Consider the following 21917-nt stretch of genomic DNA (forward strand, 5'->3'; position numbering starts at 1 on the left):
TCATGGCCTTTGGGGAGGATGGCGCCCAGTGTCAGGGCAATCTGTTCGGGAGACCAACGCTCGCTAAGAAAGTGGCGCACCACATCAAAGAGCACGCCGTCGCGGTGAAGCTTGTTGGGGGGACGGCCTTGCGTACGCCGCTGCTGGGCGCAGGCACGCGCGGTGGCGCTGGCGTAGCCTGCTGGCTGTGCGTTGCGTCGAAGCTCTCTGCTGATGGTGCTGGCGGATCGTCCCATGGCCAGTGCCATCTCACGTACGCTGAAATTCTGCTGGACCAGACTGGCCAGCGTCATACGGTCCTCTGGCTGGAGTTGTTGATACCTTCTGGGCGGGCTGCTTTGCATCTGCTGACCTTACTCGGTGGCAGGTGTTGCACTTCACTTTTGAATCCGCCGAGTATTTATAGAATCAAACTGTATCAAACAGACATTGGACTCAAGACTTCGTGCACCTGCCCAGCAGGACAAAAAAAGATCCACTGCAAACATCGGTCTGCCGTCTTTGCTGGCGATTTTTCACAAATTAGGGGTGAACACCCTGAAAATCTCAGGCATACAATCGCATCGATGCTGCAAGGTACTCAAATCCAAGCAACATTGAACAAATTAGCAATTGCCGAGCAAGACGCATTGAGAGCAACAAATGAGCTCAAGCGAGTAAAAAAATCATTAGACAGGGTTATGCACGAATGACTAAAAAACGCCGAACGGAGAATCTGTCGATCCGATTTATCGACAGAAACGCGGACGAATGGGCCTTCGTTGTTGGCGATTGCTTTCGCACCCAACTGGACATACGCCTTGACGAGCGGATAGACACTGAGGCAAACAAAAAAAAGGAAGCACGTCTTGGCCGAAAATTGGAAGCAGCAGAAAAGATAAAACGAAGGGTGTGGACACAAGGTGTCCCACCAGCTTATTCGTTCGGCAGGGGGCAAATATTCCACGAACGCAACGAATCGGCGGAAGGCATCAAGCGAACTATTGTGGTGGAACTTGCAAGACCTGACCCGGGAGCGCTCATTGAGAGAGAAATCTCTAGTGAAGATGGGCAAGAATCAACTGTCGTTGCTGAAGATACTTCCGAGGAAACAACTGAAGGATTCGTCGACTTTTACATATTGACCTATCAGAACGGGGTATTAGCCAACAGCAGCGATTCTTCAATCAAAATGCGATCAAGCCTGTCTCAATCTCGCTTCGTAGAGCTTCTTCAGAAAGGAAATTAACTCAAGATATTTTTTTGCACGCTCAATCACGAGCGCCAGAATGCTCTCAACGGCGCAAAGGGGTCTTGCCTTTTGCCTTTTGCCTTTTGCCTTTTGCCTGTTGCCCGTTGCCCGTTGCCTTATGCCCTGCAGCGTCCCAGTAACGGCCTTTGAACTCACGCCAACTGGCGGACGCAAAGCCCTTGAGGCAAGTTGAGCAGCAGGGGCAGTGGCACCGTTTGCGCCACCGGTCAAGGCTTGCGGTGGGTCAACCGCCTGGCGATCAGCGCGCCCCATACTGACGTCACAGCGACCAAGCCGGATGCGCTCCATGCCCACAACACCCCATTCAGACCCAGACCCCCCAAGCGCAGACGCACCCCCGGGCTGGCGTGTTGCCATTGGGCAACGGGGTCAGGTCTTGCCTTTTGCCTTCTGCCCTACCCGCTCCCGCAACACCGTCTTCAACACCTTCCCGTAGTTGTTCTTCGGCAGCGCGTCCACGATTTCATAGCGTTTAGGCCGCTTGAAACGCGCAATATGCTCCAGGCAAAAAGCGTCGAGCGTCTTTGAATCCAGCGCCGCGCCGGGCTGCGGCACCACAAAGGCCACCACGATTTCGCCCCACTCCGGGTCCGGCGCGCCAACCACGGCCACCTCGGCCACGCCGGGGGCGGTGAGCAGCACTTCCTCCACCTCGCGCGGGTAGATATTTGATCCACCGCTGATGATCAGGTCTTTGCTGCGGTCTTTGAGGGTCAAGAAGCCGTCGGCATCCAGCACGCCCATGTCGCCGGTCCAGAGCCAGCCGTCGCGCACAGCGGCTGCGGTGGCCTCGGGGTTTTTCCAGTAGCCGGCCATGACGCTGTCGCCTTGAATGAGCACTTCCCCCACTTCGCCCACTGGCAGCGACTCGCCGCCTGGGCCGGCCACGCGGATGCGAACCGGGGTTTGCGCCACACCCACCGAGGCGATGCGTTCAGCATGGCGCGGGTGCTCGGTGTTGGCCAGGTGCGCGCGACTGAGCGCAGTGCCCACCATGGGGCTTTCGCCCTGGCCGTAGATTTGCACAAAGCGCGGGCCCATGGTGCGCAGGGCGCGCTGGATGTCGGCGGCGTACATGGGCGCACCGCCGTAAACGATGGTTTTGAAGCTTTGGCCGCATTGCTCGGGCGTAAGGCCTTGCGCCTCGGCTTCGTCCACGATGCGTTTGACGATGGTGGGCGCGGCGAACAGCGACAGCGGCCCAAGCTGCCGGCCCAGCGCGAACAACTCGGCCGCATCAAACCCGCCCGAAGCGGGCACCACGTGGCGTGCGCCGGCCATGAGGTGCGGGATGGCATAAAGGCCCGCGCCGTGCGACATGGGTGCGGCGTAGGCAATGGCATCACCGACATCCACAGGGTCCACGTCGTTGAAGTAGGTGAGCCCCATGGTGAGCAGGTTGCGGTGCGTGATCATCACGCCCTTGGGGCGCCCGGTGGTGCCGCTGGTGTAGAAGAGCCAGGCGGTATCGGTGGGCGCGCGCTCGGTAATGGCCGGCAGGGCTTCGCCGCCTTCCAGCCAGGCGGTGCAGGCGGCGCTGTCGGCGTCCATCACGCCGTCCAGCCCGGTGAATGCCGCCGGGTCGGGCGCCACGTCGCTCGTCACGAAGGCCCAGCGGGCCTGGGCGTTGTCCACGATCCACTGCACTTCCTTGATATGCAGCTTGGCGTTGACCGGCACCACCACCAGCCCGGCCCACCAGGCGCCAAACATCAGCTCCAGGTAGCGCGGGTGGTTGCGCATGAAAAACACCACGCGGTCGCCAGGCTGCAGGCCGGCGGCGCGCAGGTGAGCACCCACTCCGGATGCGCGCTGTGCCCATTGCCCGTGCGTGGCCACGCTGCGGGTGCCGCTGAAAATGGCGGGGCGCGCGGGGTCTTGCAGCGCGGCGCGCTCAAGCAGGTGGGCCAGGTTCATGGGTGCCGTGTCCGTGGGTTGCTGGTGGTGACTGTTGCGGTATTTTCACAGGCTTGACGGTGGATGCACGGCGGTGTCAGGATGCCACAGGGTGTGGGCACGTAAAGTGGCTCGCATGAACGACGCACTGCCGCCCCTGATCACCGCCCTGCTGAACCCGGCGCGGTATGCCGACCGGCAGCCGCAGGCGGTGGAGCGCGTGACGCTGGTGGAAACGCATGGCGCCTGGGTGCTGCTGGCGGGCGCGTTGGCCTACAAGATCAAAAAGCCGGTGCGCTTTCCGTTCATGGACTTCAGCACCCTAGCCCTGCGCCGCCAGGCCTGCGAAACCGAGATTCGGGTGAACCGTCGCTTTCAGCAGCACGATCGACCCGATACGCAGCTGTATCTGGGCGTGCTGCCCCTTGTGGGCACGGCCGCACAACCGCGCTGGGGCGTGCCGGGTACGGCCGACGACGCACAGGCCATTGAATACGCGGTGAGCATGCGCCGCTTTGACGAAGCTGCCCGGCTGGACCACCTGTGTGAGCGCGGCGCGCTCACACCCGAGCACATGGCCGGGCTGGCGCGGCGCATGGTGATGTTTCAGGCCCGGGCCGCCGTGGCGGGCAATGGCCAGGAATGGGGGCATGCGGCCGCAGCCATGCGCTGGCCGCGCGACAACTTCAACACCCTGCGCACGGCCCTGACCGACCCCGCTGACGCCGCGCTGGTGCGCGAACTGAGCGAATGGACCGAACAGCGTTTCAACGCCATTGAACCGCTGCTTTCGCGGCGGCGTCAAAAGGGCCGCGTGCGCGAAGGCCATGGCGACTTGCACCTGGCCAACCTGGTGCTGGTGGGGGCGGACGGCCACCCAGACGTGTTGCCGTTCGACGCCATTGAGTTCAACGACGCGCTGCGCTGGATCGATGTGGCCAACGACATGGCCTTTGCCTGGATGGACCTGCTGAACCACGGCCGCCCCGGCCTGGCCAATGTGTTGCTGAGCGCCTGGCTGGACGACAGCGGCGATGTGTCAGCCCCCACGGTGTGGAGCTTTTTTGCCAGCTACCGCGCGGGGGTGCGCGCCAAGGTGGCGGCGCTGCGCCTGGGGCAACTGGGCGGCGCTGTCCCCGAAGGACTGGCGGCGCCCGAAGCCCAGGCTTGTCTGGCCGAAGCCCGGCGCTACCTCGGGCTGGCGCAAGCCATAGCCCACCCACCCGCGCCGCAACTGGTGATCACGCACGGCCTGTCGGGCAGTGGCAAAACCTGGGCTTCCAGCCGCTGGCTGGCTGCCGAGGCCACAGGCCGCGCCATACGCCTGCGCTCGGACGTGGAGCGCAAGCGCCTGCACGGCCTGAGCGCGCTGGCGCCCAGTGGCTCGGGGCTGAACACCGGGCTGTACAGCCCGCAGGCCCATGGCGACACCTATGCCTCGTTGCTCAAGCGCACGCGCCGGCTGCTGACCGACGGCTGGACGGTGCTGGTGGACGCGGCCTTTTTGCGCCAGCACGAGCGCGCAGCGTTTGCCACGCTGGCACGCAGCACGGGCGCTGCGTTTCGCATCTTGGCCTGCGAAGCCCCGGTGGATGTGCTGCGCCAGCGCATCACCGAGCGGCAAGCCCACGGCACCGACGCCTCAGAGGCCACGGTGGCCGTACTGGAACAGCAACTGGGCTGGCTGGAACCACTGACCGAAGCCGAGCGCGGGCAGGTGCTGCCCGCGCCGGGCTGAAGGTCACACCGCTTTCATCAGTTGCCGGCGTAAGGCAGCGAAGAGTGGTGCACCACGATGCGCAGGTTGCCGGCATCGTCTTTCACGTATTTCCAGGTTTTGTCCACCGTGGTCACGGCACCCGACTTGTTGGTGATCATGACGTTGCCCATGCTGGTGGCCGAATCGCCGGTGATGAAAACAGCGGCATTCTTGGCCTGGCACTGGGTCCAGCCCTTGAGGGCAAAGCCGGTGTCTTTTGGAAAGTTGCGGTCGCCGCCCACGAAATAAGCCAAAGCGCCGGCGCGGGTGGTGCGAAAGGTTTGCGGCACCACGGTGAGCGTGGGCTTGAACAGCACGGCACCCATCTGGTAGCCGTAGGCGCCGTCGATGACTTTTTCGGCCAGTGCTTTGGCCGCTGCCTGACCGCTTTTTTCGTGGATCTGGCTGATGTCGACCAGCGCTTTGCACCAGCCGGCCTGTGCAGCCAGCACTTCGGCCTCGGTGATGGATCTGTTGACCACGGTGGCCGATGCAGCGGTGCTCAAGGAGGCCAGGGTGAGTGCAGCAGCGAGTAGAGGCAAGTTTTTCATGGCGGGGCTCCGGATGAGGTTGTAAGAACAGGCACCTGTACTGGCTTTGAGCGAGGGCCTGCCTGTATTGAAATACCACCGGCTGAATGGGGTTTGAACCCTGCATGACCAGCCTCTGACGGCCAGATGAACAGAAGATGACAAGCCCGGGCACGGGGGGCAACCCGTACACAATGGGTGCATGTTCCGTCGCCGCCTCAGCCTGGTCCTGATCTTTCTGGCCGCCACCCTGGCGCTGCAGGGTATTGGTGCGGTGTTTGCCCTGCGGGAAGCCGAGCGACAGGTGGTGCGCGGCCGTATTGCGAGCGACATTCACCTGGGTTTTGTCAAACTGTCGGCAACCAAGCAGCGCTTGCGCTCGTGGGTCACGCAGCAAAAGATTGGTGCCGGCGGTGAACTGGCTGAGCGGGATGCATTGCTGCACGACATGAAAACGACGCTGGCCGACCTGGCTCGCCTGACCGAAGAAGCCCGCCTCACACGGCTGGACACCACGGGCGAAGCAGAGCACCTGGCGCGGCTGGATGCCTTGCGTGTGCTGGGTGTGACGGTGCGAGCCCTGGGGGCCAGCATTGGACAGATGAACGTGTTGCCGCCCGACGCACCCGCACGCCAGGGCTGGGACGCGCTCACCGAGGTTTTTGAACGCACCGACGGCCGAGACCTGCGGCAGCTGATCACCCAGAGCATCACGCGCGAAACAGCTGCCGTGGAGCGCGAGCGCATGGCCGCTGACCAGGCACTCGCGCGCATGCAGGCGCTGTGGATCGGCATGGCGCTGCTGCTGGCGCTCGTTGCGCTTGGGGCCATGGTGTATTTCGCCCGCGCACTGCGCCGCCCACTGGACGCCCTGGTGAACGGCGCACAGGCCTTGCGCCAGGGCAAGTTGCAGCACCGGGTGGCAGTCCAGGGGCAAGACGAGTTTTCGGATGTGGCGCGCAGCATGAATGCCATGGCCGAGGAACTCGAACAACACCGCTTGCGGGAAGCTGCTCAGCGCCACGAGCTGGAAAACGAGGTGCGCGAACGCACCCGGGCCTTGCACGAGGCCAATGAGTCGCTGCAAAGGACCGACGTGCGTCGACGCCAGTTGCTGGCCGACATCAGCCACGAACTTCGCACACCCACCACCGTGATACGCGGCGAAGCCGAGATCACCTTGCGCGGTGGAGCCCGCAGCGCCACGGAGTACCAGCAAGCGCTGCACCGCATTGTGGACACCTCGCGCCAGCTCGGCGCCGTGATTGAAGATCTGCTGGCCATGGCGCGCAGCGACATGGACTCGCTCACCATGGTGCGCCAGCCCGTGGACCTTTCGCTGTCCCTGGCCGATGCGCTGACACAAGCCGCAGCGCTGGCAGCGGCCAACCAGATTCGCATTGAAGGCCCTTGCGGTGAGCTGAAGCCAGTGTGGTTGCTGGGCGATGCACAGCGCCTTCGCCAGCTGCTGTTGCTGATACTGGACAATGCGGTGTGCTATTCCTTTGCGCAGGGACTCGTGAAGGTGAGCGTGCATGAGACCGGCGGTGCCAACCCCCACGTCGAACTGCATGTGAGCGACGAAGGCATTGGCATCGAACCTGAGGAACTGCCGCGCGTGTTCGAGCGGCAGTTCCGGGGCGCTGCGGCGCGGGTACACCGGGCTGGGGGCATTGGGCTTGGCCTGTCGATTGCGCAAGCGCTGGCCCAGGCACACGGCGGCAGCCTGAGCTTGCGCAGCCCGGCCAGCGCCGCGGGCAACAAGGGCACTTGTGTGGTGCTGCGCCTGCCCATGCTAAAAACCGCTGCACCGACCGTATCCGGACCGTAAGCGCTGCCCCATGAACATCATCCTGATTGAAGACGATCCGCGCATTGCCGACTTTTTGCAGCGGGGCCTGCGCGCCGAGGGCTACCAGGTGCAGCATGCCGCCACCGGGCCTGAGGGGCTGGCGCTGGTGCAGGCGGCGGCGCGGCACCAGCCCAGCGGCACCACACCAAGCGTGGTGGTGCTGGACCTGATGCTGCCCGGCATGGGCGGCTTGGAGATTTGCCAAACGTTGCGGGCACAAGGCGTGAAACTGCCCATATTGATACTGACCGCACTCGGTTCGCTGGACGACCGCGTGAACGGCCTGCGCACCGGCGCGGACGACTATTTGTGCAAACCCTTCGAGTTTGAAGAACTGCTGGCCCGGCTTGAGGCACTGGCCAGGCGCTCTCACGGCCTGCAGCCCGGCCGTGCCCGCGTGCTGGCGGTGGCCGACCTTGAACTCGATCGGGAGAGCATGCGCGCAAGCCGGGCGGGCACCAGCCTGAACCTGACGGCACGCGAGCTGGCGCTGCTGGAATTGCTCATGGGCGCGCCTGGCCGGTTGTTCAGTCGCGAACGCATCTTGTCCAGCGTGTGGGGGCAAAGTGAAGACCCGCTGACCAATGTCGTGGACGTGTACATCCGCCGTCTGCGCAGCAAGATCGACGAGGGTCACCCCGTCGCACTGATCCAGACCGTGCGCGGCCTCGGCTACCGGCTGGAAGCGCCCGCAGGGCCTTCACACCAGCCAGCAGCGCCGGCGGCGGCCTGATCATCGACCGCCTCAGCGCTGCGTCCTGCTGAACCCGCCTCCAAACGGACACGGGGCGCAAGAAATTTCAATCCGGCCAAGGGGCTTTCACAAGCCTTTTCCAGGTGGTCTGGCTAACATCGCGCTCAGAGCACACCCACAACACCGGAGACAAACCCCCATGACCGTCATCACCACCGTCGAAGACCTGCGCGTATTGGCCAAAAAGCGCGTGCCGCGCATGTTTTACGACTACGCCGACAGCGGCTCGTGGACCGAGAGCACCTACCGCGCCAACAGCGACGAGTTTCAAAAGATCAAGCTGCGCCAGCGCGTGGCGGTGAACATGGAAAACCGCAGCACCGCAACAAAAATGGTGGGCCAGGTGGCCAAGATGCCGGTGTGCATTGCCCCCGTGGGCCTGACCGGCATGCAAAGCGCTGACGGCGAGATCAAGGCGGCCAAGGCGGCCGAGAAATTCGGCATTCCGTTCACGCTGTCCACCATGAGCATTTGCTCGATTGAAGACGTGGCGGAAAACACCACCGCGCCGTTCTGGTTTCAGCTCTACATGATGCGCGACCGCGAAGCCATGGCCCGCATGATCGAGCGCTGCAAGGTGGCCCAGTGCAGCGCGCTGGTGCTCACGCTGGACCTGCAGGTGATTGGCCAGCGCCACAAAGACTTGAAGAACAAGATGCGCGCCTCGGTCATTCCGTCGCTGGGCAACATCGTGGACATCGCGACCAAACCGCGCTGGGTGCTGGGCATGATGGGCACGCGCCGCCACACCTTTCGCAACCTGGTGGGCCACGTAAAAGGCGTGAGCGACATGAGTTCGCTGGCTTCCTGGACCAACGAGCAGTTTGACCCAACGCTGAGCTGGGAAGACGTGGCGTGGGTGAAGAAGCAGTGGGGCGGCAAGCTGATTTTGAAGGGCATCATGTGCGAGGAAGACGCGCAACTGGCCGTGGCCAGCGGGGCCGACGCCATTGTGGTGAGCAACCACGGCGGGCGCCAGCTGGACGGCGCGCCCAGCAGCATCGAAGCGCTGCCGGCCATCGTGGCGGCGGTGGGTGATCAGATTGAGGTTTGGATGGACGGCGGCATTCGCAGCGGACAGGACGTGCTGAAAGCCTGGGCGCTGGGCGCGCGCGGCACCATGATTGGCCGCGCCATGGTGTACGGCCTGGGTGCCATGGGCGAACAAGGCGTGACCAAGGCGCTGGAAATCATCCACAAGGAGCTGGACGTGACCATGGCGTTTTGCGGCCACACCAATATTCAGAACGTGGACAAAGGCATACTCCTACCCGGTACTTACCCGACCTGATTGACCCATGACCGACACCGCGACCGCCACCACCACCGACAACACCCCCGCGTCCACCCCGGCCTCGCGCCGCGTCAGCCCCTGGTGGCGCGCGCTGGCCATCTTTTTGCTGCTGGTGGTGCTGATTGGCTGGGCCGCCAGCGCCAGCATGATGACGCAGCTGAAAGCGCAGATTCAGCACGCGCAGGCCCGGCTGGTCGAGGTGCCGCAGATTCGGCAAGTGGCGGTGTTGCTGGACAACCAGCAACAAGCCGCCATGCTGGTGACCTACAACCCCAAAGACAGCGCCTTGCTGGTGCAGCGGCTCAACGACGTGAAAGAAGGCCGCGAAGACAGCCTGCAGGTGTGGGCCATTGCCGGTGATGCCCCACCCCGCTCGCTGGGCGTGGTCACGAGCAAATACAAAACGCTGCAGATGCCGGTGAATGAATCCGACCTGCAGGGCGTGACGGAAATTGGCGTCAGCGCCGAAAACAAAGGTGGCGTGGCCACCGGCGTGTCGCCCAGCCTGCCTTGGTTGTTCAAGGGCTGGCTGGTGCAGAAGTCGATTTGACGTAAATCCCGCGCTGCGCATGTGCGGCGCGCGGGCCGCTTGGGCCCGCAGGGATGGATTGCCGCGCTGCGCTCGCAATGACGGGCCTTGCAGGCCCGGTAGCGCGCCGCCATTGCAAGCGCAGCGCGGCATTCCACCCCGACGCATGAAACGCAGCAGCCCAGGGCACCGCCGGGCCGGCTTTGCCGGACGGCCAGTGCCGCCCCCCGGGGGGTAGCGCGCAGCGCTGCGGGGGGTACTTACCTCAACTCGTATTCAAACGTGCTCACCACCCGCAGCCGCTTGGTGCGTGAACTGCCGTCGTCAAAGTCGTTGCCATCGTCGCCCGTGATGCGGATCACGCCCTGGTTGGCGTTTTTCAGCGGACCCAGCTGCGCGCCGGCTTCGGCGGCAAATTTGTCGGCCTGCTCGCGGGCGTTGCGGGTGGCTTCGGCCAGCAGGGGCGCTTTGATGTCGTTGAAGCCGCGCAGCTGAAAGCGCGGGCCGCTGCGGCCGCCTTCGTTTTCACCGCCCAGTTGCACGCCGGCCTGAATCAGCGGGTCCACCGCGCGGGCAGCAGCGTCCACCTCGGCCACCCGGGGTGACTTGACCAGCACCTGGCCCGTGCCGTTGAACCGCAACGGCGTGTTGCCCTGGGCGTATTCGCGGGCAAACAAGTCTTGCACCTGCAGCGGGCGGGCATCCAGCTCCGCTTCTGTAAAGCCGCGCGTTTTCAGAAAGGCGAGCACCTTGTCGCGGTCGCTGGCCAGGGCCTGTTGCACGTCGCCAAACTCGGCGCCGGCGCGGCGAAACGACAGGGTCCACACGGCGAAATCGCTCTCCACGTCTTTTTCGGCCAGGCCCTTCACAATGACCGAGCGGTCTGCCATGCGAAAGCGTTCCAGCCCCTGGTTGACAGCGAAGCCGGCCACGGCAATGCCCGCGCCCACCAGCAGGGCTGCGATCAAACGCGAAACGGTGTTGTTCATGGTGTTTCAGCTCCCTAAAGCAGCCAGGCGAAAGTGCCGGCTGCACCCAGCATCTTAGACCTGCAAAACCCCTGGCGGGCGGCGCTATGCTTGCAGCGTGACCCCATCCACCCCACCGCGGCAGCGCCGCATCGCCCACCTGGACATGGACGCTTTTTTTGCGTCGGTGGAGCTGCTGCGTTACCCGCAGCTCAAGGGCTTGCCGGTGGTGATTGGCGGCGGGCGACGCAAGGAAGACGATGTGCTGGCCCGCTTGCGGGAGGTTTACCCGGAACGGGAATGGTCGGGCGCCACGTTGGACCGCATTCCGGTGGACTTTTTCCCCCGCCTGGCGGGCTACACCGGGCGCGGTGTGGCCACCACCGCCACCTATGCGGCGCGGCAGTTTGGCGTGGGTTCGGCCATGGGGCTGATGAAAGCGGCCAAGCTGTGCCCGCAGGCCATTTTGTTGCCGGTGGACTTTGACGAGGTGCGCCGTATTTCGCGGCTGTTCAAAAGCACCATTGCCGAGATTGCACCGCTGGTGGAGGACCGGGGTGTGGACGAGGTCTACATCGACTTCACCGATGTGCCCGGCGGCCAGCGCGAGGGCGGGCGGGTGCTGGCGCGGCTGATTCAAAAAAGCATTTTTCAAGCGACCGGGCTCACCTGCTCAATTGGCGTGGCGCCCAACAAGCTCATCGCCAAAATGGCGAGTGAATTCAACAAACCCAACGGCATCAGCATCGTGCAGAGCGACGACCTGCAAGACAAGATCTGGCCGCTGCCCTGCCGCAAGATCAACGGCGTGGGGCCCAAGGCCGACGAAAAATTGAAGAGCCACGGCATTCACACCATTGGCGAGCTGGCCGCCCGCGACCGCGCCTGGCTGCTTGAAACCTTTGGCAAGAGCTACGGCCACTGGCTGCACGACGTGAGCTGGGGCCGCGACGAGCGCCCGGTGGTGACCGAGAGCGAGCCGGTGAGCATGAGCCGCGAGACCACCTTTGAGCGCGACCTGCACGCCGTGCGCGACCGCGCCGAGCTGGGCGCGGTGTTTACCCGGCTGTGCGAACAGGTGGCGGCCGACCTGCAACGCAAAGGCTACGCGGGAAAAACCATCGGCATCAAGCTGCGCTACGACAATTTTCAGAGCGTCACGCGCGACATCACCCTGGACAGTTTCACCGCCGACGCGGCCACCATCCGGCGCCACGCCGGGCTGTGCCTGAAGCGGGTGGACCTGAGCCGGCGCTTGCGTCTGCTGGGGGTGCGGGTGGGCAAGCTCGTCAAGGCCGGGACAGAGGGCAGCCAAACCTCGGGCTACAGTGTCGGCCACCCCAACCGCCCCTCGAGAGACAAGGCCCCCGATGAACACACCGACCTGCTTTTCCCTGAACTTGACTGACGACCACGTGGCCCACCTGGTGCTCAACCGCCCCGAGGCCATGAACACCATGCACCCCACTTTTTGGCGCGAGCTGGACGAGGTGCTGACGCACATCCACACCGAAGGCACGGCGCGTGCGCTGGTGATCAGCAGCACCGGCAAACACTTCAGCGCCGGCATGGCGCTGGAAACCTTCAGCGGCGCCATTGCCATGGACGACCAGAGCCCCGAAGGCCGCGCCGCCATTTTTGACCTGCTGAGCGACATGCAGGCCACGTTCACCAAAATCGAAAACCTGCGCATTCCGGTGATATGCGCCATCCAGGGCGGCTGCATTGGCGGCGCGGTGGACATGGTCTCGGCCGCCTGCATCCGCTATGCCACGGCCGACGCGTTCTTCTGCATCCAGGAAATCAACATCGGCATGGTGGCCGACGTGGGCACGCTGCAGCGCCTGCCCAAGCTCATTCCGTTTGCGGTGGTGAAAGAAATGGCCTACACCGGCCGGCGCCTGCCTGCGGCCAAAGCGCTGGCTTATGGGCTGGTGAACGAGGTGTTTGACACCGCAGAAGCCATGCTGGCCGCGGCGCTGCAATGCGCGAAAGAAATTGCCAGCAAACCGCCCATTGCCATCTGGGGCACCAAACAGGCCGTGACCTACGCGCGCGACCACTCGGTGGAAGACAGCCTGCGCCAGATGGGCTGGCTGCAAGGCGCCATCTGGAGCAACGCGCATGTGCGCGAGTCCATCGTGGCCATGAAAGAAAAGCGCGCGGGCGCATTCACGCCCTTGTCGGCGCTGCAGTCGTTCATGGCGCTGGGCTGACCCAGCAGCTACTCAGCGCGTCAGTTTTTACAGTTGCCGCCGCGCACCACGCTGCCGTCTTTGCATTCGGTCAAGATGTCCTCGTCCCGGGTTGGGCGCTTCGGGGCGGTCGGGCGGGTAGGTTGGGCCGCTGCAGGCCGGGCAGACACCGGCGCTGCGGCCTGTGCAGGCGCCGCGCCCTTGGCGTACACAATTTTCCGGGCGCCGTTGCCGCAGGTGCCCACCACCGTGCCAGCCACCGCGGCGTCGGCAGCCACCACGGTCAATGCAAAGCCGGTGACGCCCTTGGCCGCAATGTTGGCTTCAATCTGCGCGCGCAGCGGCTCGCAGTTGTCTGGCGCCTGGGCGGCGCCCAGGCTGGGCAGCAGCGCAAAAGCCAGCAAAAACAGGCTGCGGGTGATCATGGCTGGGCTTTCTGTGGCTTGAGCACCTTGGCCACCGGGTTGTAGCGCAGGCGGTAGGCGTCGGGCATGTCTGAGCCCAGCAGCGGGCGCAGGTACATGCGAAACGCGTCGGTCACATCGGTGCCGCTGGGGGTGATGAATGCGTCTTCCATGGTGCGGGTTTTGCCGGCCACCGCGTCCAGCGGCAACAGCTCGTAGTCGGCCGAATAAAAACCGGTGCGCTTGATCGCCACCGAGCCGTCCACTTTTCCCCACATGGCGAACTGCACCGCTTTTTCACCCACTTCGCGCGCTTCGCGCTGGTCCACGTCGCTCACGCAGCCAATGAAGCTGCGCTGCAGGTAGCCAAAGGTGTCGCCGCGCACGCGCTTGATGCCGAGCTTGGCCTTGATGGCTTCGCACAGCAGGTCGGCCAGCGCGCCGGTGCCGCTGAGCTGCACGTTGCCGTGGGCGTCCTTCTCGATGTCTTTGGCCAGCTGGGTGATGATGGGCCGGCCCGATGCGTCGTGGATGCCCTCACTCACCGCAATCACACAGCGGCCATAGCGCTCGTACATGGCCTTCACATCGGCCAGAAATTTCGGAATTTCAAACACCCGCTCGGGCACGTAGATCAGGTGCGGGCCATCGTCTGGAAACTTCTTGCCCAACGCCGACGCGGCGGTGAGAAAGCCCGCGTGCCGCCCCATCACCACACCCACGTACACACCGGGCAAGGCCGCGTTGTCCAGGTTGGCGCCGGCAAACGCCTGCGCCACAAAGCGCGCCGCTGAGGGAAAACCGGGCGTGTGGTCGTTGCCCACCAGGTCGTTGTCGATGGTCTTGGGGATGTGAATGGAGCGCAGCGGGTAATTGGCCTTCTTCGCCTCTTCGCTCACGATGCGCACCGTGTCCGACGAATCGTTGCCGCCAATGTAGAAAAAGTGCTCGATCTCGTGGGCCTTGAGCACCTTGAAGATTTCCTGGCAATACGCCAGGTCGGGCTTGTCGCGCGTGGAGCCCAGCGCCGAAGACGGCGTGCGCGCCACCGCTTCCAGGTTGTGGCTGGTCTCTTGCGTGAGGTCCACAAAGTCTTCGTCCACAATGCCGCGCACCCCGTGGCGCGCGCCGTAAACCAGCTTCACGTTTTGAAAACGCCGCGCTTCCAGCGCCACGCCCACAAGCGACTGGTTGATGACAGCGGTGGGGCCGCCGCCCTGGGCGACGAGGATTTTTCCGGACGACATGGGGTGCTCCTTGCAGGGGTAGGGGAAATCAGTTGGCCGTGACCTTGAGGGCTCGCTGCGCAACAGGTTTCACGAGGGCATTGTCGCGCCAGTTCCGCCAAGGCCAGCCGCCAGCGTCTCCAACTTTTCACCGTTGACAAGGTATGCCACCTAGTGGCATAATTTGTATGCATGAACCGCATCTTCAAAACCCGGCACTTCCAGCGCTGGATGCGCAAAACCGAACTGACCGACCAGGTTTTGTGCACCGCCGTGGCCGAAATGGTGCAAGGTCTGATCGATGCTGACCTGGGCGGTGGCGTTGTCAAGAAACGCGTGGGCTTGGCCGGTCGCGGCAAACGGGGCGGTGCCCGCACACTGGTGGCCACGAACAAGGGCTCGCGCTGGTTTTTCGTGTTCGGGTTTGAGAAGAACGACCGCGCCAACATCGACGATGACGAACGGGAAGCCCTGCAGACCCTTGCTGCCGATCTGCTGGCCCGCACACCAGCACAGCTGACTTTGGCCGTGGAAGACGGCGCCCTCCTGGAGATTTGCAATGACCATTAAAGCCAACACCAAGACAACCAAGGCCAAGAGCCGGGTACTCGATGCCGTGCAGGAAACGGCGGCTGATCTGCACCGCCTGGGCTTCATCGACAAGCGCAAGATGGGCCAGTACGAAGCCCTGTGCATGGAGCCTATTGCCCCGTATGACAGCGAAAAGATCCGCGCATTGCGAGCGCACCTGAACCTGAGCCAATCGGTGCTGGCGGCGGTGTTGAACACGAGCACCTCCACCGTGCGCAAGTGGGAGTTGGGCGACAAGCACCCGAGCGGGCCGTCGCTCAAGCTGCTTGATTTGCTTGAACGCAAAGGACTGGAAGCGGTGCTGTAAATGAAAACCTTCCACAACCCCCACCACGCCCTGCACCAGGGGCGCGAAGAGATGTTCCGTGGCCGCATGGTGCCGTGCCACGAAGTGCCGGCGCGGCTGGACTTTGTGTTGGCCGAGCTGCAGCGCCGCCCGCTGGGCGAACTGCTCACGCCCGCGCTGAACGACGCCGAGCTCGACGCGGCGATTGCCCGCGTGCACGCCCCGCGCTACACGCAGTTTCTGGCGGGCGCCTGGGACGAGTGGGTGGCCATGGACCCGGCGAACGCGCAGCGCGACGCCCTGCCCTCGGTGTGGCCCCTGGGCAACCGCCACGCCTTTCGTACCGACGTGCTGCCCGCCAACTTTGCAGCGCGCCTGGGCCTGTTTTCGTTTGACTCGGGCTCTCCGCTGATGGCCGGCACCTGGGCGGCGGCGCGCGGGGGTGCAGCGTGTGCGCTGGCGGCGGCGCACGAGGTGCTGGGCGGTGCGCGCAGCGCGTTTGCGCTCACCCGACCGCCCGGCCACCACGCGGGGGCCGACTTTTTTGGCGGCTACTGTTTTCTGAACAACGCCGCTGTGGCCGCACAGGCCCTGCGCGACGGTGGCCGGCAGCGCGTGGCGGTGCTGGATGTGGACTACCACCACGGCAACGGCACGCAGACCATTTTTTACGAACGCGGTGACGTGCTCACGGTGTCGATTCATGGTGACCCGGCCACCGAATACCCGTTTTTCCTGGACCATGCGGACGAGCGCGGCGCGGGTGCGGGCGAAGGCTTCAACCTGAACCTGCCGCTGCCGCGCGGCACGAACTTCACCACCTGGCGCGCCGCCCTTGGCCAGGCGCTGGAAGCGGTGGCGGCCTTCAAGGCCGACGCGCTGGTGGTGCCCATGGGGCTGGACACATTTGAAGGCGACCCGATTTCAGGTTTCACGCTGCAAAGCGCTGACTACCTGGCCGTGGGCGAAGCGCTGGCCAGCGCCGGCCTGCCCACGGTGTTCACGTTTGAAGGCGGCTACGCGGTGGACGCGGTGGGTACCAACGCGGTGAACCTGCTGGAAGGCTTCCGCCGCGCGGTGTGAACGCCTGAACCGTTCGGGCTGAGCCTGTCGAAGCCAGCACAGCGAAAGCCCTTCGACAGGCTCAGGGCGAACGGTGTGTTTTCGGCACCCGCGCTGTCTTCGATCAGACAGCCTTCCAGAAGATGTAGTCGGCCTGGTACTTGACGATTTCCTTGCTGCCCATCTTGCTGCCATCGCACAGCATGGCCGGGGCGATGCCGCCTTGTGTGGCCACGCGCTGGATGTAGCTCACCCCCTGCAGGGCGCCCATGCCCATGGCCGGGTTGGCCTTCACCAGCTGCAGCGGGATGTTGCCCATGCCGCCCGGCGCCACAGCCAGCTGGGTGGCGGTAACTTTAGAGCCGTCCAGGCTCGCCCAGGTGGCGGGCGGGCCGTAGTAGGTGCCCACTTGCTGGCCGCTGCGGCCCATCAGCTTCGCGTCGGGGCCGACAAACACCCACTCATGCCCGGCGGCGTCTTTCTTCGCCCGGCATTCGTAGGTGATCTGGCCCACGCCCACGGTTTCCATGGCCACCTGGTGGCCGGCGGGCACTTGCACAGCGGCGGGCAGGCCCGCCTGCGAAAACGCCATGGCGGGGGCGTTCATGTGGGAAGCGCAGGCGGTGAGCGCCAGGGTGGCCACGGCGGCCAGGGTGGTTTTGATGAACATGGAAAGCTCCTTGTTGGGGTAGAAAAACAGCGTGACAGCGAGAAAAATCAGGCGCCGAACGAGAGGGCACCGGCGGGCAGCGGGCGGCCCAGCGCGTTGTTCAAAATCGTGAAATGCATGGTTTCGTCCGCCGCCAGGCGGGCGGCCACTTTGGCCAGATCACGGTTGCCCAGCGATGGAATGACGCTCAGGTAGGCGTTGGTGGCGCCCAGCTCCAGGCGGGCGGCCAGGTCCAGCACATCGGCCTGGCTTTTCAGCGCGCCGGCATTCAGCGCTTTGGCGTAGGCGGCCAGCGTCATCTCGGCCACCGGCTGGCCACCCAGTTTCTGAATGGTGGCCACCAGGGCGTCGCGGTGGGTCTTGTGGTGGCCTTGGAACTGCACGGCGATGTCGAGCACCGGCTTTTGCAGCAGGCCGCTGCCGGCGCCGAGCTGGTAGGCGTTGATGGCTTCGTGCTCCAGCCCCAACGCCACGTTGAGGATGGCCACGTCTTTGGACGTGTCGGCGTTCATGCCCTGGGCGAGCACGTCTTTACCGGCGAGCAGGGCCACAGCCACGGCTGACAGCGCACCGCCGCTGCGCATGAAACTGCGGCGCGAGGCGGGCGTGGCGATGAGGGAAGAAGACACGGTGGTGATGTGGGACATGGTTTTTTCCTGTGAAGCGTGGGTTTGAACAAAAAGACAAGGCGGGAAAGCAGCCGGTGAACCGATGGCGGTTGTTGCAGCACCGACGTTGTGGATACGCAGCCGGGCAACGCTTTGGATTCACAAACCCCTTCAAGCCAAAGGGATTTAGGCGCCGCTGAATCCAGTCGCCACCGGGCTGCGTAGTCAGCAAGCCAGATGCACTGGCGGCTCTTCAGCCCCTCACTTTTCAAACAAACACCACACGCCATGACACACACACCGACCGCTCCTTTTCGCCTGCCACGGCCCCTGGCCCTGCTGCCCCTGGCTGCTGCGTTGCTCGCAGCCGCTCCCGCCCACGCCGACACCGGCAAGCTGCTGTTGACCGGGGGCGTGAGCACGGTCGAAGGCGCCGCTGGCGGTGGCCTCACGCCCTGGGCCGTGATTGGCAGCCAGGCCACCGAAGGTGAGACCGGTGTGTCCGCGTTCATCAGCCGTGCCACCACGCAGGACTACGGCCTGACTGTGGCGGGCGCGGCAGTGGGCATCAACGACCGGGTGGAGCTGTCCATTGCGCGGCAAGACTTCAACACCGGCATCACCGGCACCCTGCTGGGCCTGCCTGGGCTGCACCTGAAGCAGAACATCGTGGGCGCGAAAGTGCGTGTGGCCGGCGACGCGGTGCTGGACAGCGACACCCTGATGCCGCAAATTGCCGTGGGCGTGCAAGTGAAAAGCCTGCAACGCAGCGGGCTGGACGGCACGCTGGCCGCCCTGGGCGCCCAGCGCGACGGTGTGGACGTGTACGTGAGCGCCACCAAGCTGTTTCTGGCCCAAGGCCTGCTGGTGAACGGCACGCTGCGCGCCACTCGCGCCAACCAGAACGGCCTGCTGGGCCATGGCGCCACGCTGGGCGGCGCTGACAACGGCTACGAACTGCAGCCCGAAATTTCGGTGGCCTACCTGCTGAGCAAGAACGTGGCGGTGGGCTTTGAATACCGCAGCATGCCCAACAAACTGCAGCGCGCGGGCGCTGCCGCCGGCCTGGGCAACGGCCTGCGCGCCGACGACTGGAAGGACATTTTCATTGCCTGGGCACCGAACAAAAACCTGTCGCTCACCGCCGCCTACGTGGACCTGGGTCGCATCGTGCCCGCCACCACCAACAACAAAAAGCAGACCGGCGTGTACCTCTCAGCCCAGGTTGCTTTTTGACCTGTGCCACCACGCCAGCCCACCCGATCACCTCCTTTTTTGAACCCACCCCATGAAAACCTTCATCACCTCTACCGCCCTCACCCTGCTCGCCATGGGCAGCGGCCACGCCCTAGCCCAGTCGATGGCCCTGCAAACGGCGGCGCCGGCTGTCTCGCCCGCCAGCGCCTACCCCATGACACCGGCCGCGGGCTTGTACCAGGCCTTTGGCGAACAAGCCGGCATCCGCGCCCTGATGGACGATTTTGTGCTGCGTCTCAAGGCCGACCCGCGCATCGGTGACCAGTTCAAAGACACCCAACCCGACAACCTGGCCAAGCAACTGACCGACCAGGTGTGCCAGCTCGCAGGCGGCCCATGTGTGTACAAAGGCCCCGACATGAAGGAGGCCCACGCCAACATGGACGTGACCCGCAGCCACTTCAATGCGCTGGTCGAGGTGCTGCAAGTCAGCATGAACGCGCGCGGTATAGCGTTCACCCGCCAAAACCAGTTGCTGGCGCTGCTGGCGCCCATGCACCGCGATGTGGTCAACGCACGCTGAAGGCCGCTGCCATGCAAAACTTTTTGAAACCGACCCACGCACTCGCCTGGCTCGCTCTGGCGGGCGCAGCGCAGGCGGCCACGGTACAGGTCACGGTGCTGGCCCGCGACGGCAAACCCCTGGCCGACGCGGTGGTGGTGCTGGAGCCCGCCAGCGGGCAAGCGCTGCGCGCGCCGGCGCCGGTGCAGGCCACCATCACCCAGCAAAAAATGCAATTTTTCCCCGCGGTCAGCGTGCTGCCGGTGGGCTCGCGCGTGCGCTTCACCAACCAGGACCGCTGGGAACACCATGTGCGCGGCACACCCGCCGGCCTGGCCAGCCTGAACGCTCCCGCGCAAGCGGGGTTTGAACTGCGGCTGGCCGGCCAGCTGGAAGGCCAAGAACCCAGCAGCGCCGACGTGACGCTGGACAAAGCCGGCGCCTTCCAGTTGGGCTGCCACCTGCACGGCTCCATGCGCGGTTTTGTGTACGTGGCCAACACGCCCTGGGCGGTAAAGACCGGGACCGACGGCGTGGCGATGCTGCAAGACGTGCCCGAAGGCGCGGCGCGCGTGCGCGTGTGGCACGCCGACCAGCTGCTGGAGCTGCCAGCCACCAGCATCCGCGTGTTGCCCGTGACCGCGCTCAGCGTGCCCACCCAGGTGGTGCCGCGCCGGCGCCGTTTGTGATGGGCTGGCTGGGTGGGTGGCCCGCCTGGGCGCCAGCAAAAGCGGAGGGCTTCCCGCACAATGCGCCCATGCAAGACGAACCCGATGCACACCTGATGGGGCTGCTGGACCGCGTGGCCCAGCGCGACGAGGCCGCGCTCAAGGCGCTGTACGACCTGACCTCGGGCAAGCTGTATGGCCTGTCGCTGCGGGTGGTGCGCAACAACGAGTGGGCCGAAGACGCACTGCAAGACACGTTTTTGCAGATCTGGCGCACCGCCCCCGACTACCGAGCCAGCCTGAGCCCGCCCATGGCCTGGCTGGGCCTGATCGTGCGCAGCCGCTCGCTGGACCTGCTGCGCCGGCGCAAGGCCGAGCGCGAGCACCTGACCGACGAGATCGACGACGCCATGGCCGACACGCTGGCCGGCGATGCGCCCAACCCCATGGACACCAGCCTGGCCAGCCAGCAGGCCTGGGCCTTGCACCAGTGCCTGGGCCGGCTGGACAACAAACAGCGCGAGGTGGTGAGCCTGGCTTACTTGCGCGACCTGAGCCACGGTGAACTGGCCGAGCAGCTGCGGTTGCCACTGGGCACGGTGAAAACCTGGATACGGCGCGGGCTGGACCAGTTGCGCCACTGTATGGCAGGGTTTGCATGAACACCCCCCGCGCCGCTTCGCGTCACCCCCCTCAAGGGGGGCGGCACTGGCCGTCCGGCGGAGCCGGCCCGGCGGTGCCCTTGGATTGGGACACTTCGTGCGGTGCGCAAGACGCTCCGGTGCCGAGAGAAATTGAAACCTATTTATGAACCTGTTGCAACACCCTGAGCTGTTGGACCGTCTGGCCAGCGCCTACGCGCTGGGCACGCTGCGTGGTGGCGCGCGCCGCCGGTTTGAAACCCTGGCCCGCGAACAGGCGCCGGTGCGTGCGGCCGCGCTCATCTGGCAAAGCCGCGTGGCCAGCATGAACGAGCTGCAAAACCCCACCACGCCGCCCCCGGCCGTGTGGACGCGCATTGACAACCTGGTGCGCGCCGACGGCGAGCAAGCGGCCATGGCCGCCGCCCGCGCCAAGGCCACCAAGCCCGCACCGGGCGGCTGGCTGCGCAGCCTGGCGCTGTGGCGTGGCACCACCGCCGCTGGCGCGCTGGCCACGGTGCTGGCGGTGGTCACGGCCGTGGGCCTGCGCGACAACCTGGGCGCGCAGATCGGTGAACTGCAAGCGCAGCTGTCGGCCCAGCCGCAGATCGAATATGTGGCCGTGCTCAACGATGACCAGGCCAGCGCGTCGATGCTGGTCACGTTTGACCCGAAGAACGGCCGCCTGACGCTGCAACGCGTGGGCGGCTACCAGGAAGCGGCCGACAAGTCGCTGCAGCTGTGGGCCTTGCCACCCGCCGGCGGCCCACGCTCACTGGGCGTGCTGAGCCCGGACAAGCTGCTGCAACTGGCCGCCGACCAGCGCGACGTGCGCGAAGTGCCCACGCTGGCCATCAGCCTGGAGCCCAAAGGCGGTGTGCCAAGCGAAACCGGCCCCACCGGGCCGGTGTTGTTCAAGGGTGCGCTGATTCAGAAAATGCTTTGAGATGGCTCCCCCCCCGCCGCGCTGCGC

25 protein-coding genes are annotated in these 21917 nt (G+C 64.9%); 17 read left to right on the plus strand and 8 right to left on the minus strand.

All coding sequences use genetic code 11. The features are described from left to right. The coding region (locus AC0GNR_RS12575; RefSeq protein WP_472901300.1) for a transposase at positions 1-344 on the minus strand (344 nt) is incomplete at its 3' end. 39 nt (positions 345-383) lie between these two features. Between AC0GNR_RS12575 and AC0GNR_RS12580 the strand changes: the two genes are divergently transcribed. Together AC0GNR_RS12580 and AC0GNR_RS12585 are read left to right on the plus strand one after the other, a co-directional pair. Next, positions 384-692 (plus strand): SWIM zinc finger family protein, encoded by a 309-nt coding sequence (locus tag AC0GNR_RS12580; RefSeq protein ID WP_472901301.1) that lies wholly within the window; start codon positions 384-386, stop codon positions 690-692. Next, positions 689-1228: a hypothetical protein gene (locus tag AC0GNR_RS12585; RefSeq protein WP_472901302.1), complete on the plus strand. Its 540-nt coding sequence runs from the start codon at positions 689-691 to the stop codon at positions 1226-1228. The genes AC0GNR_RS12580 and AC0GNR_RS12585 overlap by 4 nt, the downstream gene beginning before the upstream one ends. Before the next feature lie 393 nt (positions 1229-1621). Here AC0GNR_RS12585 and AC0GNR_RS12590 read toward each other — a convergent pair whose 3' ends face one another. Continuing rightward, positions 1622-3169, minus strand: a complete 1548-nt coding sequence (locus AC0GNR_RS12590; RefSeq protein WP_472901303.1) for an AMP-binding protein — start codon at positions 3167-3169, stop codon at positions 1622-1624. Between the two features lie 115 nt (positions 3170-3284). Between AC0GNR_RS12590 and AC0GNR_RS12595 the strand changes: the two genes are divergently transcribed. Continuing rightward, positions 3285-4886, plus strand: coding sequence for a bifunctional aminoglycoside phosphotransferase/ATP-binding protein (locus AC0GNR_RS12595; protein WP_305659997.1), 1602 nt, complete (start codon positions 3285-3287; stop codon positions 4884-4886). Positions 4887-4903: 17 nt separating this feature from the next. Here the strand turns inward: AC0GNR_RS12595 and AC0GNR_RS12600 are convergent, their stop codons facing one another. Next, complete coding sequence (locus AC0GNR_RS12600) at positions 4904-5458, minus strand: hypothetical protein (protein ID WP_305659998.1); 555 nt, start codon at positions 5456-5458, stop codon at positions 4904-4906. A gap of 181 nt (positions 5459-5639) precedes the next feature. Here AC0GNR_RS12600 and AC0GNR_RS12605 point away from each other — a divergent pair, with 181 nt between their 5' ends. The 4 genes from AC0GNR_RS12605 (at position 5640) to AC0GNR_RS12620 (ending at position 9887) form a co-directional block, all read left to right on the plus strand. Further along, a complete protein-coding gene (locus AC0GNR_RS12605; protein WP_305659999.1) occupies positions 5640-7268 on the plus strand; it encodes a sensor histidine kinase in 1629 nt (542 codons plus the stop codon). 10 nt (positions 7269-7278) lie between these two features. Further along, positions 7279-8022, plus strand: coding sequence for a response regulator transcription factor (locus AC0GNR_RS12610; RefSeq protein WP_472901304.1), 744 nt, complete (start codon positions 7279-7281; stop codon positions 8020-8022). Positions 8023-8182: 160 nt separating this feature from the next. Further along, a complete protein-coding gene (locus AC0GNR_RS12615; RefSeq protein WP_472901305.1) occupies positions 8183-9334 on the plus strand; it encodes an alpha-hydroxy acid oxidase in 1152 nt (383 codons plus the stop codon). A gap of 7 nt (positions 9335-9341) precedes the next feature. Further along, the gene (locus AC0GNR_RS12620) at positions 9342-9887 is read left to right on the plus strand and encodes an anti-sigma factor domain-containing protein (RefSeq protein WP_472901306.1); all 546 of its coding nucleotides are present in this window, start codon (positions 9342-9344) and stop codon (positions 9885-9887) included. A gap of 239 nt (positions 9888-10126) precedes the next feature. On the opposite strand, the gene AC0GNR_RS12625 is transcribed toward AC0GNR_RS12620, so the two are convergent. Beyond that, positions 10127-10855, minus strand: coding sequence for an SIMPL domain-containing protein (locus tag AC0GNR_RS12625; protein WP_304836034.1), 729 nt, complete (start codon positions 10853-10855; stop codon positions 10127-10129). 145 nt (positions 10856-11000) lie between these two features. Between AC0GNR_RS12625 and AC0GNR_RS12630 the strand changes: the two genes are divergently transcribed. Further along, positions 11001-12242, plus strand: coding sequence for a Y-family DNA polymerase (locus AC0GNR_RS12630; protein ID WP_304836095.1), 1242 nt, complete (start codon positions 11001-11003; stop codon positions 12240-12242). Beyond that, positions 12205-13050 carry an enoyl-CoA hydratase-related protein gene (locus AC0GNR_RS12635; RefSeq protein ID WP_472901307.1) on the plus strand — a complete coding sequence of 282 codons (846 nt, stop codon included), beginning with the start codon at positions 12205-12207 and terminating at the stop codon, positions 13048-13050. The genes AC0GNR_RS12630 and AC0GNR_RS12635 overlap by 38 nt, the downstream gene beginning before the upstream one ends. A 20-nt stretch (positions 13051-13070) precedes the next feature. Here AC0GNR_RS12635 and AC0GNR_RS12640 read toward each other — a convergent pair whose 3' ends face one another. After that, positions 13071-13454: a DUF1161 domain-containing protein gene (locus AC0GNR_RS12640; RefSeq protein WP_472901308.1), complete on the minus strand. Its 384-nt coding sequence runs from the start codon at positions 13452-13454 to the stop codon at positions 13071-13073. After that, positions 13451-14680: a 6-phosphofructokinase gene (locus AC0GNR_RS12645; RefSeq protein WP_472901309.1), complete on the minus strand. Its 1230-nt coding sequence runs from the start codon at positions 14678-14680 to the stop codon at positions 13451-13453. The genes AC0GNR_RS12640 and AC0GNR_RS12645 overlap by 4 nt, the downstream gene beginning before the upstream one ends. A gap of 171 nt (positions 14681-14851) precedes the next feature. Between AC0GNR_RS12645 and AC0GNR_RS12650 the strand changes: the two genes are divergently transcribed. The 3 genes from AC0GNR_RS12650 to AC0GNR_RS12660 are packed head-to-tail and all read left to right on the plus strand — an operon-like array spanning position 14852 to position 16619. Then, positions 14852-15229: a type II toxin-antitoxin system RelE/ParE family toxin gene (locus AC0GNR_RS12650; RefSeq protein WP_472901310.1), complete on the plus strand. Its 378-nt coding sequence runs from the start codon at positions 14852-14854 to the stop codon at positions 15227-15229. Further along, positions 15219-15557: a helix-turn-helix domain-containing protein gene (locus AC0GNR_RS12655; protein WP_472901311.1), complete on the plus strand. Its 339-nt coding sequence runs from the start codon at positions 15219-15221 to the stop codon at positions 15555-15557. Before AC0GNR_RS12650 ends, AC0GNR_RS12655 begins: the two co-directional genes overlap by 11 nt. Further along, a complete protein-coding gene (locus AC0GNR_RS12660; protein WP_472901312.1) occupies positions 15558-16619 on the plus strand; it encodes a histone deacetylase family protein in 1062 nt (353 codons plus the stop codon). A gap of 103 nt (positions 16620-16722) precedes the next feature. Here the strand turns inward: AC0GNR_RS12660 and AC0GNR_RS12665 are convergent, their stop codons facing one another. Both AC0GNR_RS12665 and AC0GNR_RS12670 read right to left on the minus strand, forming a co-directional pair. Beyond that, positions 16723-17268 carry a DUF3455 domain-containing protein gene (locus AC0GNR_RS12665; protein ID WP_472901313.1) on the minus strand — a complete coding sequence of 182 codons (546 nt, stop codon included), beginning with the start codon at positions 17266-17268 and terminating at the stop codon, positions 16723-16725. A 47-nt stretch (positions 17269-17315) separates the two neighbouring features. Then, positions 17316-17915, minus strand: coding sequence for a ferritin-like domain-containing protein (locus AC0GNR_RS12670; RefSeq protein ID WP_472901314.1), 600 nt, complete (start codon positions 17913-17915; stop codon positions 17316-17318). Positions 17916-18164: 249 nt separating this feature from the next. On the opposite strand from AC0GNR_RS12670, the gene AC0GNR_RS12675 reads away from it, so the two are divergent. The 5 genes from AC0GNR_RS12675 (at position 18165) to AC0GNR_RS12695 (ending at position 21890) form a co-directional block, all read left to right on the plus strand. Continuing rightward, positions 18165-19112, plus strand: a complete 948-nt coding sequence (locus AC0GNR_RS12675) for a DUF3034 family protein (protein ID WP_472901315.1) — start codon at positions 18165-18167, stop codon at positions 19110-19112. 52 nt (positions 19113-19164) lie between these two features. Beyond that, positions 19165-19656 (plus strand): group I truncated hemoglobin, encoded by a 492-nt coding sequence (locus AC0GNR_RS12680; protein ID WP_472901316.1) that lies wholly within the window; start codon positions 19165-19167, stop codon positions 19654-19656. Between the two features lie 11 nt (positions 19657-19667). Next, positions 19668-20324: a cupredoxin domain-containing protein gene (locus tag AC0GNR_RS12685; RefSeq protein WP_472901317.1), complete on the plus strand. Its 657-nt coding sequence runs from the start codon at positions 19668-19670 to the stop codon at positions 20322-20324. A gap of 68 nt (positions 20325-20392) precedes the next feature. After that, complete coding sequence (locus AC0GNR_RS12690) at positions 20393-20965, plus strand: sigma-70 family RNA polymerase sigma factor (protein WP_472901318.1); 573 nt, start codon at positions 20393-20395, stop codon at positions 20963-20965. A 145-nt stretch (positions 20966-21110) separates the two neighbouring features. After that, the gene (locus tag AC0GNR_RS12695) at positions 21111-21890 is read left to right on the plus strand and encodes an anti-sigma factor (protein WP_472901319.1); all 780 of its coding nucleotides are present in this window, start codon (positions 21111-21113) and stop codon (positions 21888-21890) included. Positions 21891-21917 lie beyond the last annotated feature (27 nt).

This window comes from Hydrogenophaga sp. LT287, from assembly GCF_055702805.1.

Bases quoted from the DNA above. Each gene is read 5' to 3' on its own strand.
- AC0GNR_RS12660 (WP_472901312.1), top strand. From the start codon at position 15,558: ATGAAAACCTTCCACAACCCCCACCACGCCCTGCACCAGGGGCGCGAA.
- AC0GNR_RS12600 (WP_305659998.1), bottom strand. From the start codon at position 5,458: ATGAAAAACTTGCCTCTACTCGCTGCTGCACTCACCCTGGCCTCCTTG.
- AC0GNR_RS12630 (WP_304836095.1), top strand. From the start codon at position 11,001: ATGGACGCTTTTTTTGCGTCGGTGGAGCTGCTGCGTTACCCGCAGCTC.
- AC0GNR_RS12610 (WP_472901304.1), top strand. From the start codon at position 7,279: ATGAACATCATCCTGATTGAAGACGATCCGCGCATTGCCGACTTTTTG.
- AC0GNR_RS12605 (WP_305659999.1), top strand. From the start codon at position 5,640: ATGTTCCGTCGCCGCCTCAGCCTGGTCCTGATCTTTCTGGCCGCCACC.
- AC0GNR_RS12685 (WP_472901317.1), top strand. From the start codon at position 19,668: ATGCAAAACTTTTTGAAACCGACCCACGCACTCGCCTGGCTCGCTCTG.
- AC0GNR_RS12655 (WP_472901311.1), top strand. From the start codon at position 15,219: ATGACCATTAAAGCCAACACCAAGACAACCAAGGCCAAGAGCCGGGTA.
- AC0GNR_RS12665 (WP_472901313.1), bottom strand. From the start codon at position 17,268: ATGTTCATCAAAACCACCCTGGCCGCCGTGGCCACCCTGGCGCTCACC.
- AC0GNR_RS12680 (WP_472901316.1), top strand. From the start codon at position 19,165: ATGAAAACCTTCATCACCTCTACCGCCCTCACCCTGCTCGCCATGGGC.
- AC0GNR_RS12645 (WP_472901309.1), bottom strand. From the start codon at position 14,680: ATGTCGTCCGGAAAAATCCTCGTCGCCCAGGGCGGCGGCCCCACCGCT.
- AC0GNR_RS12640 (WP_472901308.1), bottom strand. From the start codon at position 13,454: ATGATCACCCGCAGCCTGTTTTTGCTGGCTTTTGCGCTGCTGCCCAGC.
- AC0GNR_RS12635 (WP_472901307.1), top strand. From the start codon at position 12,205: ATGAACACACCGACCTGCTTTTCCCTGAACTTGACTGACGACCACGTG.
- AC0GNR_RS12670 (WP_472901314.1), bottom strand. From the start codon at position 17,915: ATGTCCCACATCACCACCGTGTCTTCTTCCCTCATCGCCACGCCCGCC.
- AC0GNR_RS12690 (WP_472901318.1), top strand. From the start codon at position 20,393: ATGCAAGACGAACCCGATGCACACCTGATGGGGCTGCTGGACCGCGTG.
- AC0GNR_RS12695 (WP_472901319.1), top strand. From the start codon at position 21,111: ATGAACCTGTTGCAACACCCTGAGCTGTTGGACCGTCTGGCCAGCGCC.
- AC0GNR_RS12625 (WP_304836034.1), bottom strand. From the start codon at position 10,855: ATGAACAACACCGTTTCGCGTTTGATCGCAGCCCTGCTGGTGGGCGCG.
- AC0GNR_RS12615 (WP_472901305.1), top strand. From the start codon at position 8,183: ATGACCGTCATCACCACCGTCGAAGACCTGCGCGTATTGGCCAAAAAG.
- AC0GNR_RS12590 (WP_472901303.1), bottom strand. From the start codon at position 3,169: ATGAACCTGGCCCACCTGCTTGAGCGCGCCGCGCTGCAAGACCCCGCG.
- AC0GNR_RS12620 (WP_472901306.1), top strand. From the start codon at position 9,342: ATGACCGACACCGCGACCGCCACCACCACCGACAACACCCCCGCGTCC.
- AC0GNR_RS12675 (WP_472901315.1), top strand. From the start codon at position 18,165: ATGACACACACACCGACCGCTCCTTTTCGCCTGCCACGGCCCCTGGCC.
- AC0GNR_RS12595 (WP_305659997.1), top strand. From the start codon at position 3,285: ATGAACGACGCACTGCCGCCCCTGATCACCGCCCTGCTGAACCCGGCG.
- AC0GNR_RS12650 (WP_472901310.1), top strand. From the start codon at position 14,852: ATGAACCGCATCTTCAAAACCCGGCACTTCCAGCGCTGGATGCGCAAA.
- AC0GNR_RS12585 (WP_472901302.1), top strand. From the start codon at position 689: ATGACTAAAAAACGCCGAACGGAGAATCTGTCGATCCGATTTATCGAC.